Source organism: Serratia sp. JKS296, assembly GCF_900215445.1.
GTDB classification, from domain to species: Bacteria; Pseudomonadota; Gammaproteobacteria; order Enterobacterales; family Enterobacteriaceae; genus Serratia; species Serratia marcescens.
This window is the reverse complement of sequence record NZ_OCMX01000001.1, coordinates 4,476,792-4,491,774: the sequence shown is the minus strand read 5'-3', so window position 1 is coordinate 4,491,774 and position 14,983 is coordinate 4,476,792. Positions and strand designations below refer to the sequence as shown.

The 14,983-nt window shown below is 58.8% G+C and carries 9 protein-coding genes and 1 pseudogene; 3 read left to right on the top strand and 7 right to left on the bottom strand.

Annotated features, from left to right (window positions below; all coding sequences use genetic code 11):
* Positions 1–526: pseudogene (locus tag CRO23_RS21510) on the top strand (DDE-type integrase/transposase/recombinase); the annotation flags it as partial.
* A gap of 390 nt (positions 527–916) precedes the next feature.
* On the opposite strand, the gene CRO23_RS21505 reads toward CRO23_RS21510, so the two are convergent.
* From CRO23_RS21505 to CRO23_RS21485, 4 genes are all read right to left on the bottom strand, one after another.
* Complete coding sequence (locus tag CRO23_RS21505; RefSeq protein ID WP_097102894.1) at positions 917–2,554, bottom strand: anti-phage dCTP deaminase; 1,638 nt, start codon at positions 2,552–2,554, stop codon at positions 917–919.
* A gap of 254 nt (positions 2,555–2,808) precedes the next feature.
* Positions 2,809–3,273 (bottom strand): anaerobic ribonucleoside-triphosphate reductase-activating protein, encoded by a 465-nt coding sequence (nrdG, locus tag CRO23_RS21500; RefSeq protein ID WP_089195401.1) that lies wholly within the window; start codon positions 3,271–3,273, stop codon positions 2,809–2,811.
* A gap of 168 nt (positions 3,274–3,441) precedes the next feature.
* On the bottom strand, positions 3,442–5,580 hold the full coding sequence (gene nrdD, locus CRO23_RS21490; RefSeq protein ID WP_097102892.1) for an anaerobic ribonucleoside-triphosphate reductase: 2,139 nt from the start codon (positions 5,578–5,580) through the stop codon (positions 3,442–3,444).
* A gap of 244 nt (positions 5,581–5,824) precedes the next feature.
* Positions 5,825–6,739 (bottom strand): LysR family transcriptional regulator, encoded by a 915-nt coding sequence (locus CRO23_RS21485; protein ID WP_097102890.1) that lies wholly within the window; start codon positions 6,737–6,739, stop codon positions 5,825–5,827.
* Between the two features lie 104 nt (positions 6,740–6,843).
* On the opposite strand from CRO23_RS21485, the gene CRO23_RS21480 reads away from it, so the two are divergent.
* Entirely contained in the window at positions 6,844–7,368 is a 525-nt protein-coding gene (locus CRO23_RS21480; RefSeq protein WP_097102888.1) for an NAD(P)H-dependent oxidoreductase, read from the top strand.
* A gap of 28 nt (positions 7,369–7,396) precedes the next feature.
* On the opposite strand, the gene treC is transcribed toward CRO23_RS21480, so the two are convergent.
* The 3 genes from treC to treR form a co-directional block, all read right to left on the bottom strand.
* Positions 7,397–9,061 (bottom strand): alpha,alpha-phosphotrehalase, encoded by a 1,665-nt coding sequence (gene treC, locus CRO23_RS21475; RefSeq protein WP_097102886.1) that lies wholly within the window; start codon positions 9,059–9,061, stop codon positions 7,397–7,399.
* Between the two features lie 197 nt (positions 9,062–9,258).
* Positions 9,259–10,674 carry a PTS trehalose transporter subunit IIBC gene (gene treB, locus CRO23_RS21470; protein ID WP_097102885.1) on the bottom strand — a complete coding sequence of 472 codons (1,416 nt, stop codon included), beginning with the start codon at positions 10,672–10,674 and terminating at the stop codon, positions 9,259–9,261.
* A 137-nt stretch (positions 10,675–10,811) separates the two neighbouring features.
* On the bottom strand, positions 10,812–11,759 hold the full coding sequence (gene treR / locus CRO23_RS21465; protein ID WP_016929286.1) for a trehalose operon repressor TreR: 948 nt from the start codon (positions 11,757–11,759) through the stop codon (positions 10,812–10,814).
* Between the two features lie 423 nt (positions 11,760–12,182).
* On the opposite strand from treR, the gene mgtA reads away from it, so the two are divergent.
* Positions 12,183–14,891, top strand: coding sequence for a magnesium-translocating P-type ATPase (mgtA, locus tag CRO23_RS21460; RefSeq protein WP_097102883.1), 2,709 nt, complete (start codon positions 12,183–12,185; stop codon positions 14,889–14,891).
* The last annotated feature ends 92 nt before the right edge of the window (positions 14,892–14,983 follow it).

Sequence of the window (14,983 nt, the reverse complement as noted above, 5' to 3'; positions counted from 1 at the left end):
TCTCGGGCCGGGTTTTATGCGTGGGTTCATAATCCGGTCTCTGGCGGAATAAAGATAACCAGCGTCTGCTGACGCTCATCCGCGATGCCTTTTCACTGAGCGGTGGCGTATATGGCTATCGTCCGGTTCATGGCGATCTGAATGAAATCGGTGAAACCTGCGGCAAAAACCGGATGGGTCTTATTATGCAACTGAACCGGATTAAAGCCTTACGTGGCTATAAAGTTCCGCGTCGTATCGCTGGCCGCCCCTCAGTGGTTGCCCCTAATCGCGTGCAGCGCCAGTTTACTGTTGTTCGGGCCAATCAGGTCTGGGTTACCGATATTACTTATGTCCGCACCTGGTAGGGCTGGCTGTATCTGGCGGCGGTTATCGATCTCTTCGCCCGTAACGTGGTCGGCTGGTCGATGAAACCTACGTTGTTACGGGAGCTGGCGCTCGTAAACCTGACGGCGAGGTCATCGCACACTCAGACCAGGGCAGCCATCCCGGCGGCATCAGTCCGGAAGCCTTTGAACAGGCATCGTAGTGAGGACAGAATTTGTCTACGGGTGTGGGGGCAGTCCACATCAGCCATTAAAATAAATGTTGTAAAATAATTAATCTAATTTCTGCTTATAGATACGCATGTAGCAAAAAGGACATGCGTATCCCAAACCAATCCTTATCCAAAACGGAGCCTAAATCATGGCAATTGACTAACGTTTCTGAGTAGATAAGGCCCTGAAGTAAGCGTTGCTAATCGATTGATAAATCTCAATATCTTCAGAACCTGCAAGTTCGACATACTCACTCTCACATGTAGACGGTTGAGCAGTGTGTTGGACACTTCTCGTGTTCGAGTGGATTGTTCCTATAATAACTTCTGTTAATATAGGTAGTTCCAACTGGTTTCTGTCGTTTTTTTTCATATAAATCACTCAAGCCTCAACAAGTTAAGTTTATTACTATCAACTTCAGCAATAACTACCTGTTCTAATTTAGGAATCGCCTTGAGACTAACGCTATCCACAGGCATAGCCGCACCCTCTGTCGCTAACTCTAGCACCCCAGCTTTAGATTTTCGAGATCCAGATTCAAAAAGCTCAAGAAACCTAGTTGGAGCTACTCCATCAAATTGTATCAACTTCACTTTTTCATCCGTCTCGATTACTGATTCGGTCATCGCATCCGAATGAAGCTTAAGAGCTAAGCTTTTTCTATACGGTTCAATGAAATATACTTCAGAGATACCAGAAGCGATAATATGCCTTGCGCAGGAATGGCATGGATAGGTTGTTACAAATATTTTCCCGCCTAAAATTCTTTCTCCTGCCACACGAGATGCGCCAAGAATCGCGTGCATTTCTGCATGAACCGCTCTTGAAAATTCTATTAAATCTTTTAATCGTGAGTTTTTTATAATGGTTTGAATTGCAGCTTCTCTTTTTTTTACAGGGATTATTTTTTTCTGTAAAAGGCTATCAATGACAACTTCAGCCAATATTCTCTTTTCTGCATCATTCGAGCAATTTCTATTTTGTAAAGCATAACAACGATGATCAGGATCAATAACTTTTAAGCGGATAGATTGTTTACCATAGAGGCCACCACCATTACGAGGCACATCATTCCAACCGGTAGAAAGAAGTTCTCCAGATGAAGATGTTACTGCAGCACCAACTTGTCTTGATAGACATGCAGAATTACGAGCCGCTGAGGTGGCTGCATACATTGCATTTTCCTCTTCAGTCGGTGATATAACTGAACTCCTAAAAATTAGCTTAAAGAAACGTTCCAGTTTAGATAGAATTTGGCCTTTAGCCTCGGCATTTCCTGGCTCTGCCAACCCACTATCAACCCGCAAAAAGTAATCACATTTCGGGAAAGTGTCTCTAACTGATTGCCCATGGTCGAACTCTTCACCAGAATCGGTATTGATTAGTTCAGCAATATCTTCAACGCTTAGGCTATTAATTTTTGAAAGATTTTCACGCCTTGCCTCTAAAGGGGAGAACACACCTATAGAGAAAATCATTTTTCCATAGATTGATTTCAACAACTCAAGCTCAGAGGAGTTTTTAACTGAGTCAATAATATGACAAATTTTTTGATTTTTAATCTTACTCGCTTCCCCTTTGCTGGATTCGTTGACAATATCATCAAACTCACCAAAGTTTTTTTTACGCTCGGCGCTAATTTTAGCAATAGCTAATTTTGCAAGAATATCACTACCGTAAATTTCACGAAGTTTATCACCCACAGTTATCAGTGACTTGAATTTCTTTAGCTCAGTGCTTTCATCAATATTAATTTTTGTATCTTTTGAATTAATCCGGATTAGATCACTCAAACGTATGTCATATGTTTTATAGCCATATTTTTTCAGCGAGAATGATATCTGCTCAGCAGTCTCATGTAGCGGTGAACCAATTGGCCCACAAAGTGCGATTATAATCTCTGGAGTAACACTGTCTTTTATTTCTTGAGTTGCATTAATTGTTGGCTGCTCGGCAACATCATCATTCCCAACAAGTTGAAAATCTTGACTTTTATCTAAGGCTGTGCTTTGCATGCCCTTATCCTAATTAATAGTATTTTTCCCTCTTTATAGCTAATTAAGATAAATGTTGCAAAGTAATATTGCTCATGAAACTTGAGTTAGTAATCCTTTTGACGAGATGGTTTGACCTGCGCCCTATAGATAAACACACTACGCTGTTAGCAACGTCAGCTATTGGCACAAAGCCGCCTATCAGGTTTAGCTCTGTGCCGTAGCCGTATCATGCCGACTTTGTATTAACACACGTCGAGACACGAGCTATCAACTCATCGCAACCTATGCACCACCTGGTTGCTGCTGCCGCGCCAGATCAGCGCCGGGTCTTTCAAATCCTGCACGAACTTGCCGTCGATCAGCACGTTGATCCTGTCCACCACCTGCATTTGCTGTGCGTCCAGCTCCGCCAGCCGGTAGCCGGTCCACAGCCAGATATCCTTGCCGGGGCATTCGGCGCGCACCCGTTTCACCAGCGTTAAGATGCTCGGCACGTTGGCCGGGTGCAGCGGATCGCCGCCGGAGAGCGACAGCCCCTGGCGCGGTACGCGCGTATCGTTCAGATCGGTGATGATGCGGTCTTCCAACGCCGGGGTAAACGGCTGGCCGGAGTTGAGCCGCCAGGTGCTTTTGTTGTAGCAACCGGGGCACTGGTGCACGCAGCCGGCGACAAACAGCGTGCAGCGGGTGCCGGGGCCGTTGACGACGTCGATCGGGTAATACTGGTGATAATTCATGTGAGGCCTGCCCATCAGGCTATTTTACTGGCCATTTTGCCTCCGGGCAGTGCTCCCAATCCTCACGTACTGCGTGTACGCTGCGGTTGGTGCGCGCTGGCCGAAGGCAAACCGGCTGCGACAATCACGCCTGATGAACAGGCTTCTGCCTAGGTTGCGCGACGTTTCTCAGCCGAGCTGCCCATTACCGAGGTGTTTCACCCGGCGTTTCACCTCTTCCTGCTTGCCGGCGTTGAACGGCCGGGCATCGGGGCTGCCGAGATAGCCGCACACCCGGCGGGTGACCGAGACCTTGGCCGAGTCGTGATTGCCGCATTTCGGGCAGGTGAAGCCTTTGCTGGTGCAGGAGAATTCACCGGTGAAGCCGCATTCGTAGCACTCGTCGATCGGCGTGTTGGTGCCGTAGTAAGGCACCCGGGTGTAGCTGTAGTCCCACACGTCTTCCAGCGCCTTCAGGTTGTGCTGCAGGTTCGGGTATTCGCCGTAGCAGATGAAGCCGCCGCTGGCCAACGGCGGGTAGGGCGCTTCGAAGTCCAGCTTGTCGTACGGATTGACCTTCTTCTCCACGTCGAGGTGGAAGCTGTTGGTGTAATAGCCCTTGTCGGTGACGCCCGGCACCACGCCGAAATCGGCGGTGTCCAGCCGGCAGAAGCGATCGCACAGGTTCTCGCTCGGCGTACTGTAGAGGCTGAAGCCGTAGCCGGTCTCGTCTTTCCAGGCATCGACGGCGGCGCGCAGCCGCGCGACGATCGCCACCGCTTTGGCGCGCAGCGCTTCGTCGTCATACACGTGGTTTTTGCCGCCGAACAGCGCGTTGATGGTCTCGTGCAGGCCGATGTAGCCCAGCGAAATCGAGGCGCGGCCGTTCTTGAAGATATCGGCGATGTTGTCGTCCGCCTTGAGCCGCACGCCGCAGGCGCCTTCCATGTAAAGGATTGGCGCCACCCGCGCCTTGATGCCTTCCAGCCGGGCGATGCGCGTCATCAGGGCCTTTTTCGCCAGTTGCAGGCGCTGATCCAGCAGCGCCCAGAAGCGCGACTCGTCGCCCATCGCCTCCAGCGCGATGCGCGGCAGGTTGAGGCTGATGACGCCGATGTTGTTGCGGCCGTCGTGCACCAGCTCGCCGTCCTGCTCGTAGGTGCCGAGGAAGCTGCGGCAGCCCATCGGCGTTTTGAACGAGCCGGTGACCTTCACCACCTGATCGTAGTTGAGGATGTCCGGGTACATGCGCTTGCTGGCGCACTCCAGCGCCAGCTGCTTGATGTCGTAGTTCGGATCGCCGTACTGGTGGTTGAGGCCGTCGCGGATGGCGAACACCAGTTTGGGGAACACGGCGGTCTTGCGGTTTTTGCCCAGCCCGGCGATGCGGTTTTTCAGGATTGAGCGCTGGATCAGGCGCGCTTCCCAGCTGGTGCCGAGGCCGAAGCCGAAGGTGACGAACGGCGTCTGGCCGTTGGCGGTGTGCAGGGTGTTGACCTCGTACTCCAGCGACTGGAAGGCGTCGTAACACTCTTTCTCGGTGCGCGCCATGGCATAGCCTTTGGCGTCCGGGATCTGCCACTCTTCCGCCACCTGCAGGTGTTTGCGGAAGCTCTCGTCGACGAACGGCGCCAGAATTTCATCGATGCGGTTGATGGTGGTGCCGCCATAAATATGGCTGGCGACCTGGGCGATGATCTGTGCGGTCACGGCGGTGGCGGTGGAGATCGACTTCGGCGGCTCGATTTCGGCGTTGCCCATCTTGAAACCGTTGGTCAGCATGCCTTTCAGATCGATCAGCATGCAGTTGAACATCGGGAAGAACGGCGAGTAGTCGAGATCGTGGTAGTGAATTTCGCCGCGTTCATGGGCCAGCACCACGTCGCGCGGCAGGATGTGCTGCTTGGCGTAGTGTTTGGCGACGATGCCCGCCAGCAGGTCGCGCTGGGTGGGGATCACCTTGCTGTCCTTGTTGGCGTTTTCGTTCAGCAGCGCGCGGTTGCTCTGCTCGACCAGGCCGCGAATTTCCTGATTCAGGCGGCCGCGCAGTTCGCGCGCCACGTCGCGATCGTGGCGGTATTCGATATAGGCGCGCGCCAGCTGTTTGTACTCGCCGGCCATCAGCTGGTTTTCCACCGCCTGCTGGATCTCGTGGATATCGACGCGCGGCTGCTGCTCCATGCGCTGAGCGACCACGCGGGCGACGGTGGCGCAGTAGTCGGCATCGACCACGCCCACCGCCAGCGCGGCGCGCTCGATGGCCTGCGCAATGCGCGCTTCGTCAAAAGGTACCTGGCAACCGTCCCGCTTAATCACTACTGGTTTCACGTTGTACTCCTTGTTCCCCGAGGGAGCGTTCATACCCGCCTGACGCGGCGAGCAACCGTCAAATTTCGCTTATCCACAGGGCAAAGCCGCAGCGCGCAAGGGCTGTGGCGGCGTGTGGATGATTTTGTGGATAACTACTATATATAGGTGTTCGTAATTCTTAATGCACTATATATAGATATTGACGCGATTCTTTTGATGTAGAACAAGGAAAACGGAAGAGCGTGCGCAAGCTGAACAGACGTCAATCGCCCGCCGGCCGATCGCGAAAATGTTCCAGCAGAAAATCGACCCAAACGCGCACCCGCGGCGGCAGATCCGCCGAAGCGTAATAGAGCCACAGCTGCACCGGGCGCGGCCAGCATTCCGCCAGCACCGGCCGCAGCGTGCCCTGCTCGAAGTGTTTCTCGACGTACCAGTGCGCCAGGTTGACGATGCCCAGCCCGGCCAGCGCTGCATCCAGCAACATCTCCGGGCGGCTGACCACCAGGCGGCCGTTCAGATCCAGCGCCAGCGTTTCGCCCTGATGGCGCAGCTGCCATTTGACGTGGCGGCCGTTGGCCGGGTTACGGTGCAGCAGGCAGTCGTGCCGCAGCAGATCGTGCGGCGTTTGCGGTTCACCGCGCCGCGCCAGATAGTCGGGTGACGCCGCCAGCACCATATGCATCGGGTAGAGCGGGCGGGCCACCAGCCGGCTGTCGGGATCGACCCGGCTGCCGATGCCGACGTCAAAACCTTCGCCCACCAGATTCACCACCCGCGCATCCAGCGACAGATCGAGATCGATCTGCGGGTAGCGCGCCAGAAATTGCGGGATCAACGGCATCAGCATCTGGCGGCCGAAGCCGGGGATCATCGTGACGCGCACCACCCCGGCAGGCGCCTGCCGTTCGCCGCCGGCGCTTTCCAGCGTCGCCGCCAATGCCTGCCACAGCGGCGCCACCTGCGCCAGCAGCGCTTTGCCCTCGTCGGTCAGCAGCACGTTGTGGGTGTTGCGCTGAAACAGCCGCAGCGCCAGCTTCTCTTCCAGCGCGCGGATGTTTTTGCTGACCGCCGCCGGCGTCACGCCCAGCTGGCGAGCGGCAGCGGAGAAATTTTGCGCCTGTGCGGCGGCGAGGAAGGCCGGCAGCAGGCGGTGCACGTCAAAGGGCAGCGACATAGTGGTTGATACTTTCGGTTGAAATTGAAGTGACCTTTAACAGCCTACACCCGAAGCGGCGGAAATGGAAAAATGCCTCATCTTCTTATGACCGAGGAATCGTTATGTCACGCATTTTAGTGTTAACCGCCCACCGAACCCCCGACGAGTCACGCATCAACAAAGCGCTGATCGCGGCGCTGCGTCCGTTGCCCAACGTGACCGTTCACGAACTGATCCGCGCTTACCCGGATTACCGCATCGACGTGGCGCGCGAACAGGCGCTGCTGCAGAGCCATGATGCAGTAGTGATGCTGTTCCCGTTTTACTGGTACAGCTCACCGGCGATCCTCAGCGAATGGCAGGATGCGGTATTAACCTACGGTTTCGCCTACGGCAGCGAAGGCACCCAGCTGCACGGCAAGCCGCTGCAGCTGGTGGTGAGCACCGGCGGCGACGCGCAGGCTTATACAGCGCAAGGGTATAACCGTTATCCGGTGCAGGATCTGCTGCTGCCGTTCCACGCCATGGCCAACCTGACCGGCATGGATTATCTGCCGCCGCATCTGGTGCAGGGCGTGAGCGACATGAGCGATGAGCAGTTGGCGCAAGAGGCCGCCGGCGTGGCGGCGCTGCTGGGGAAATGGTAGGGCGCAGCGTTCGCCGCGCCCTGCGGGATCAGTCTTCGAGCAGCCACCACACCGCTTCGAACGGCCGCAGCGTCAGCGCCTGCGGCTGGTCCGCCGAATCGGCGTAGTTGCTCATCAGCGGGCGCCATTGCGCGGAGGCTTCCACGCCTTCCGCCGCCCAGGCCAGCGGTTCGCGGCTCAGGTTGGCCGCCACCAGCAGGCGCTGGCCGTTCCAGCTGCGCTGATAGCACCACAGCGCCGGGTGTTCCGGCGCCAGATCCTGATAGTCGCCGTGGGTCAGCAGCGGGTACTGCTTGCGCAGGGTGATCAGCTGGCGGTAGGCGTAAAACACCGAGTCGAGGTCGGCCAGCGCCGCTTCGGCGTTGATCTGCGGGTAGTTCTCGGCGCAGCCGATCCACGGCGTGCCGGTGGTGAAACCGGCGTGCGGCGCGGCGCTCCACTGCATCGGCGTGCGGCCGTTGTCGCGCGATTTGTCGGCCAGGATCGCCAGCAGCTCCGCGTCGCCGCGGCCCTGGGCGCGCAGTTCGGCGTACATGTTCAGGCTTTCCACGTCGCGATACTGCTCGATGGCGCGGAAGCCGGGGTTGGTCATGCCGATCTCTTCACCCTGGTAGATATAAGGCGTGCCCTGCATGCCGTGCAGCACCATCGCCAGCATTTTGGCGGCCGGCGCCCGCAGTGCGCCTTCATCGCCGAAGCGCGACACGATGCGCGGCTGATCGTGGTTACACCAGAACAGCGCGTTCCAGGCGCGGTTATGCATTCCTTGCTGCCAGTGGCGGAAGATCTGCTTCAGCTCCACGTAATCCGGCGCCGCCCGCGTCCATTTTTCACCGCCGGCGTAGTCTACCTTCAGGTGGTGGAAGTTGAAGGTCATCGACAGCTCTTCGCCGCTCTGCGCCGCGTACTGCTGGCAATGCTCAAGCGTGGTGGAAGACATCTCGCCCACCGTCATCAGGCCGCGCGGCTGAAACACCTCGCGGCTCATCTCCTGCAGGAACTCGTGGATGCGCGGGCCGTCGGTATAGAAGCGGCGGCCGTCGCCCTGGCTGTCGGACGGGAAGTCCTGCTGTTTGGACACCAGGTTGATCACGTCGAGGCGCAGACCGTCGACGCCTTTGTCCGCCCAGAACTGACACACTTTCTTCAGCTCTTCGCGCACCGGCGGGTGTTCCCAGTTGAGATCCGCCTGCTCGGTGGCGAACAGGTGCAGGTAGTACTGGCCGCTGTCGGCGTGCCATTGCCAGGCGTTGCCGCCGAACTTGGAGCGCCAGTTGTTCGGCGGCGTATCGCCTTCGCCGTCGCGCCAGACGTAGAACTGACGATACGGGCTGTGGCGATCCTGCGCGGCCTTGAACCACGGGTGCTCGGTCGAGGTGTGGTTGAATACCATGTCCATCACGATGCGGATGCCGCGCTGGTGGGCGGCGGCGACCAACTGCTCGAAGTCCGCCATCGTGCCGTAAGCCGGATCGATGGCGCAGTAGTCCGCCACGTCATAGCCGTTGTCCACCTGCGGCGATACGTAGACCGGCGTCAGCCAGATGGCGTCGACGCCCAGCTCCTGCAGATAGTCCAGCCGCCGGGTCACGCCGGCCAAATCGCCGTAGCCGTTGCCGGTGCTGTCCTGAAAACTCTTCGGATAAATTTGGTAGATGACGCCGTTCTGCCACCAGGGGGTTGGGTTGCTCATAGCTGTATACCTTTGAATCGTGACAACGGGCCCGTACCCTTCATCTTTCAAACTGCAGCGTTGTTGGCTGCTGGCGCTGCACCCCAGTCACTTACTTGAGTAAGCTCCTGGGGACTTGCACCCTTGCCGCCTAGCTGCAGCTCGAAAGCTATAGGGTATTTCCAGCCTCTACATTCATGTTGCGTATTTTGCGTCAATTAAACCGGCAGCTCGCCGCGGGCGGCCTTGCGTTTGTAGACCATGATGGTCAGCACCAGCGGGATGACGATCGCCACCAGAATCGCCAGCGAGTAAATCAGCCAGAACTGCGGCTTGATAGACAGGATGCCCGGCAGGCCACCGACGCCGATGCCGTTGGCCATTACGCCGTCCAGGCCGCAGATCAGGCCCGCGATCGCGGAGCCGATCATCGCGCACAGCATCGGGAAGCGGTATTTGAGGTTGATGCCGTACATCGCCGGTTCGGTCACGCCGAGGTAGGCGGAGATCGCCGCCGGCACCGAAATTTCACGCTCGTTGGCCTTGCGGCTGATGATGATGATGCCGAGCACTGCCGAGGCCTGCGCGATGTTGGACAGCGCAATCAGCGGCCACACCGGGGTGCCGCCCATGCTCTGGATCATCTGCATGTCGATAGCCAGCGTGGTCTGGTGCACGCCGGTGATCACCAGCGGCGCATACAGGAAGCCGAACAGCGCGGCGCCCACCGGGGCGAAGCTGCCGGTCATCACCGCTTTCACCGCCCAGGCGACGCCGTCGCCGATCATGCGGCCGAACGGCCCGATCAGCGCGTGCGCCAGGAACACCGCCAGCAGCAGCGAAACCACCGGCACCACCACCAGATAGAGATAGTCGGGGACGATCTTTTTCAGCCGGGTTTCGATCCAGCCCAGCGCCATGCCCGCCAGGATCGACGGGATCACCTGCGCCTGATAACCCACTTTCTGGATCACGAACCAGCCGAAGTTCCACACTTCCGGCGTTTGCTGGCCGAGCAGGTAGGAGTTCATCAGCTGCGGCGACACCAGGGTGACACCCAGCACGATGCCGAGCACCGGGGTGCCGCCCATCTTTTTCACCGTCGACCAGCAGATGGCCACCGGCAGGAACATGAAGATCGCTTCACCGAGCAGCCACAGGAAGTCGTAAACGGTTTTCCACGCCGGGTGCATCTGCGCCAGCGTTTGGCCGCCGGACATCGGGATGTCGCCGATCACGTTGCGGAAGCCGAGGATCAGACCGCCGCTGATCAGCGCCGGCAGCAGCGGGAAGAAGATTTCGGCGAAGTGGGAGATGGTGCGCTCGGTCCAGGTCATGTTCTGGCGCGCGGCCACCTTGGCCTGTTCCTTGTCGGCCTCGTTGACGCCGGTGCTGGCGATCAGGGCCTGATAGTAGTCGCCGACGTCGGTGCCGATCACCACCTGGAACTGCCCGGCGTTGGTGAAGCACCCTTTGACCATCGGCAGCGCTTCGATCTCTTTCGGTTTCGCCTTGTTGGGATCGTTGAGGACGAAACGCAGCCGGGTAATGCAATGGCTGACGGTGGCGATGTTCTCGCGGCCGCCGACCAAAACAATCAGGCGATCAATATCCTGCTGTTTTACTTTGCTCATTATGGGATACCTGCAGAGGTGTTGACTGAGTAATGATCAAAGCTTAGCCACTCGGCTTTTTGAATGAAATGGGAACGTTCCCGGTTTGGGGCGAGGATCACAAAATGACAAAAAATGGTCAACTTCTAATCAGGGAGTCAGGAAAGTTTGCTGGGCACCACCAGGCGGCGGATCCCCTGTTCGCCGCTGAGCTGTGCCAACAGCTGCTGCGCCGCCAGCAGGCCGGCGCTGCCGTAGCCGAACTCGACCGACAGGGTGTCGGGGAACAGGAAGCTGAGCAGCGGGGTGTTGCCGATGGCGCATACCTGGATGGCGCGCGCCGGCTGCTGTTGCAGGTATTTGATCGCCCCCAGGGCGATGCTGTCGGAGGCGCAAATCAGCGCGCTGGTGTGCGCATCGATCACTTCGGCGGCGTGCTGGAAACCGCTCTGGTAGCTCAGCTCGCCCAGCGTGGCACGTGGCGTGAGCGTGAGGCGTTCACAGGCGTCGAGATAGGCCTGATAGCGGCGCTGGCCGGTGGTGGCGTCGCTGAGCTGCACCCCCAGATAGCCAATATGCCGATGCCCTTGTTGATACAAGCGATCCATCAACAGGTTCACCGCGCCGGCGTCGTCGTAGCAGACGGACGAGAAGCCGTCGTATTCGCGCACCATCACCACCATTTTTTCCTGCCACGGCTTGAGCATCGCCGCGGTCAGGCCGGTGAAGCCGAACAGGATCACGCCGTCGACGTTGCGCTGATGCAGTACGTGCAGATGCTCCTGCACCAGACGAGTTTCGAACTGGCTCTCCATCACGATCGGATCGAAGCCCTGCTGGTACAGCAACGGCAGCATGGTGCGCACCGCCTGGTTCTCCGACGGCGAATCGAGACGGGAAACGATGATGCCCACCACTTTGTCGCTCTGGCCGCGCATGGCGCGTGCCGACTTGGAGGGGGTAAACCCTTGCTGACGGATCACCGCTTCCACCCGTTCACGGGTTTGCGGGCTCACGCTGCCTTCATTGTTCAACACGCGTGAGACGGTGGATTTGCCTACGCCGCTCAGGCGTGCGATGTCCTTGATGGTCAGCCGGTTTTGCATGGTTTACTTTTCGTTGAAGTGGACAGGCGTAACATAACGGCCTGTAAAACAATGCCCGTCAGCATAGCTCATTTTCCTACGGGGATCTTGATGCAAAACGGGATTGTTGCACTGCGCTGAACGGCCGCTCCTGCCGCTCTGTTTTTCCCTTTACCGGAGGTTATACCCCATATGGACCCCGACCCGACTGCTTTAGACACTCACTCGGTTCTCCGGTAAAACCTCTCCGCCTGGCGCTGCTGTTTACCGGTGAAGTACATCACGGTAACCGGTAGCGCGCGCTTCGTCGTTCGCTCCTGCTGCTGAAAAAAAGAATAAGGATCTGCGTTGGCAGAGGCTTTTTGGCGCACCCGCCATCCGCCCGGCCGATGACGATCCCCGTTTACCCGCTGCCGTGAGGCACCGGGCGACGAGGTGCGAACCATGAAACTGAAAAAACTCCCCCGTCAGCTGCTGGGCCTGTTCGCCCGCGGCCTCCCGCGCCGTTTGGTACGCCGCGACAGCTTGCTGGACGGCGTCGGCGGCGCTGCGCGCGATATGCCTGCCGGCCTGGCGCAGCAGCGGCTGGCATGCGCCGCCGCAGAGACGATGCAGCTGTTTGAGCGTTTTCACAGCCACCCGGAAGGCATCACCGCCCATGAGGCGGAACAGGTTCGCCGGCGCTGCGGCGAGAACGTCATCGACGATCAGCAGAAAGAGGCCTGGTGGCAGCACCTGTGGCACTGCTACCGCAACCCGTTCAACCTGCTGCTGACCGCGCTCGGCATGATCTCTTACGCCACCGAGGATCTCACCGGCGCCTTGGTGATCGCGCTGATGGTGCTGATCTCCACGTTGCTGAACTTCATCCAGGAGGCGCGCTCCAACCGGGCGGCCGACGCGCTGAAGGCGATGGTGAGCAACACCGCCACGGTGATCCGCAGCGACGCGCACACCGGCAAGAGCGAACACGTGGAGCTGCCGATCGCGCAGCTGGTGCCGGGCGACATCATCAAGCTGGCGGCCGGCGACATGATCCCGGCGGATCTGCGCGTGCTGTCGGCCAAGGATCTGTTCATCAGCCAGGCGGCGCTGACCGGCGAATCGCTGCCGGTGGAGAAATCCGCCGCGCCGCAATTGTTGGCGGCCGATCCGCTCGACTGCCAGAACCTGTGCTTCATGGGCACCAACGTGGTCAGCGGCACCGCGCTGGCGATGGTGATCGGTACCGGCGGCGGCACCTATTTCGGCCAGCTGGCGCAGCGCGTCACCAGCCAGGATGAGCAGCCGAACGCCTTCCAGAGCGGCATCAGCAAGGTCAGTTGGCTGCTGATCCGCTTTATGCTGGTGATGACGCCGATCGTGCTGCTGATCAACGGCTACACCAAGGGCGACTGGTGGGAGGCGGCGCTGTTCGCGCTGTCGGTGGCGGTCGGGCTGACGCCGGAGATGCTGCCGATGATCGTCACCTCGACGCTGGCCAAAGGGGCGGTGAAGCTGTCGCGCCAGAAGGTGATCGTCAAACGGCTGGACGCCATCCAGAACTTCGGCGCCATGGATATTCTGTGCACCGACAAGACCGGCACCCTGACCCAGGACAAGATCGTGCTGGAGCGCCATACCGATGCGTTCGGCGCCGGCAGCGAGCGGGTGCTGCGCTACGCCTGGCTGAACAGCTTCTACCAGACCGGGCTGAAAAACCTGCTCGACGTGGCGGTGCTGAGCTGCGCGGAGCAGAACCGGCAGCCGGAGGCGCTGCAAAACTACCGCAAGGTGGATGAGATCCCGTTCGACTTCGTGCGCCGCCGCATGTCGGTGGTGGTGGCCAAAGACAACGAGTATCACGAGCTGGTGTGCAAGGGCGCGCTGGAAGAGATGCTGGCGATTTGCAGCCACGTGCGCCACGAAGACGAGGTGATCCCGCTGAGCGAGGCGCTGCTGGCGAGGATCCGCCGCATCACCGACGATCTCAACCAGCAGGGGCTGCGGGTGGTGGCAGTGGCCAACAAGATCCTGCCGGCGCAAACCCATGAATACGGCGTGGCGGACGAGTCGGATCTGATCCTCGAAGGCTACGTCGCCTTCCTCGATCCGCCGAAGGAAAGCACCGCACCGGCGCTGGCGGCGCTGAAACAGAACGGCGTCACGGTGAAGATCCTCACCGGCGACAACGAGCTGGTAGCCGCCAAAGTGTGCCGTGACGTCGGGCTCGAGGCCGATCATCTGCTGCGCGGCAGCGAGATCGAGCAGATGGACGACGAGCAGCTGGCGCAGGCGGCGGCGCGCACCACGGTGTTCGCCAAGCTGACGCCGCTGCACAAGGAGCGCATCGTCAAACTGCTGCGCCGCCAGGGGCACGTGGTGGGCTTTATGGGCGACGGCATCAATGACGCGCCGGCGCTGCGCGCGGCCGATATCGGCATCTCCGTTGATTCAGCGGTGGACATCGCCAAGGAAGCGGCGGACATCATCCTGCTGGAAAAAAGCCTGATGGTGCTGGAGCAGGGGGTGATCGAAGGGCGCCGCACCTTCGCCAACATGCTGAAATACATCAAGATGACCGCCAGCTCCAACTTCGGCAACGTGTTCAGCGTGCTGATCGCCAGCGCCTTCCTGCCGTTTCTGCCGATGCTGCCGCTGCACCTGCTGATTCAGAACCTGATGTACGACATCTCGCAGATCGCCATCCCGTTCGATAACGTCGACGACGATCAGATCACCCAGCCGCAGCGCTGGAACTCCGCCGATCTGGGGCGGTTTATGGTGTTCTTTGGGCCGATCAGTTCAATTTTCGACGTGCTGACCTTCAGCCTGATGTGGTGGGTATTCAAGGCCAACACGCCGGAAATGCAAACGCTGTTCCAGTCCGGCTGGTTCGTGGAAGGGCTGCTGTCACAGACGCTGATCGTGCACATGATCCGCACGCGCAAAATTCCGTTTATCCAGAGCCGCCCGTCCTGGCCGCTGTGCATCATGACGCTGGCGGTGATCGCCACCGGCATCGGCCTGGTGTTCTCGCCGCTGGCCGGCTTCCTGCAGCTGCAGGCGCTGCCGCTCGGTTACTTCCCGTGGCTGGTGCTGATCCTCGCCGGTTACATGGTGCTGACCCAGTGCGTGAAAGGTTGGTTCGTGCGCCACTACGGCTGGCAATAACCCGTTCGCCCCCTCCGGCCGGGAGGGGGCAACTGTGATCCCGTCCGCTTTTTCACCGCAACGGTTGGACATCTGTTCTGTGCTGAGTCTTT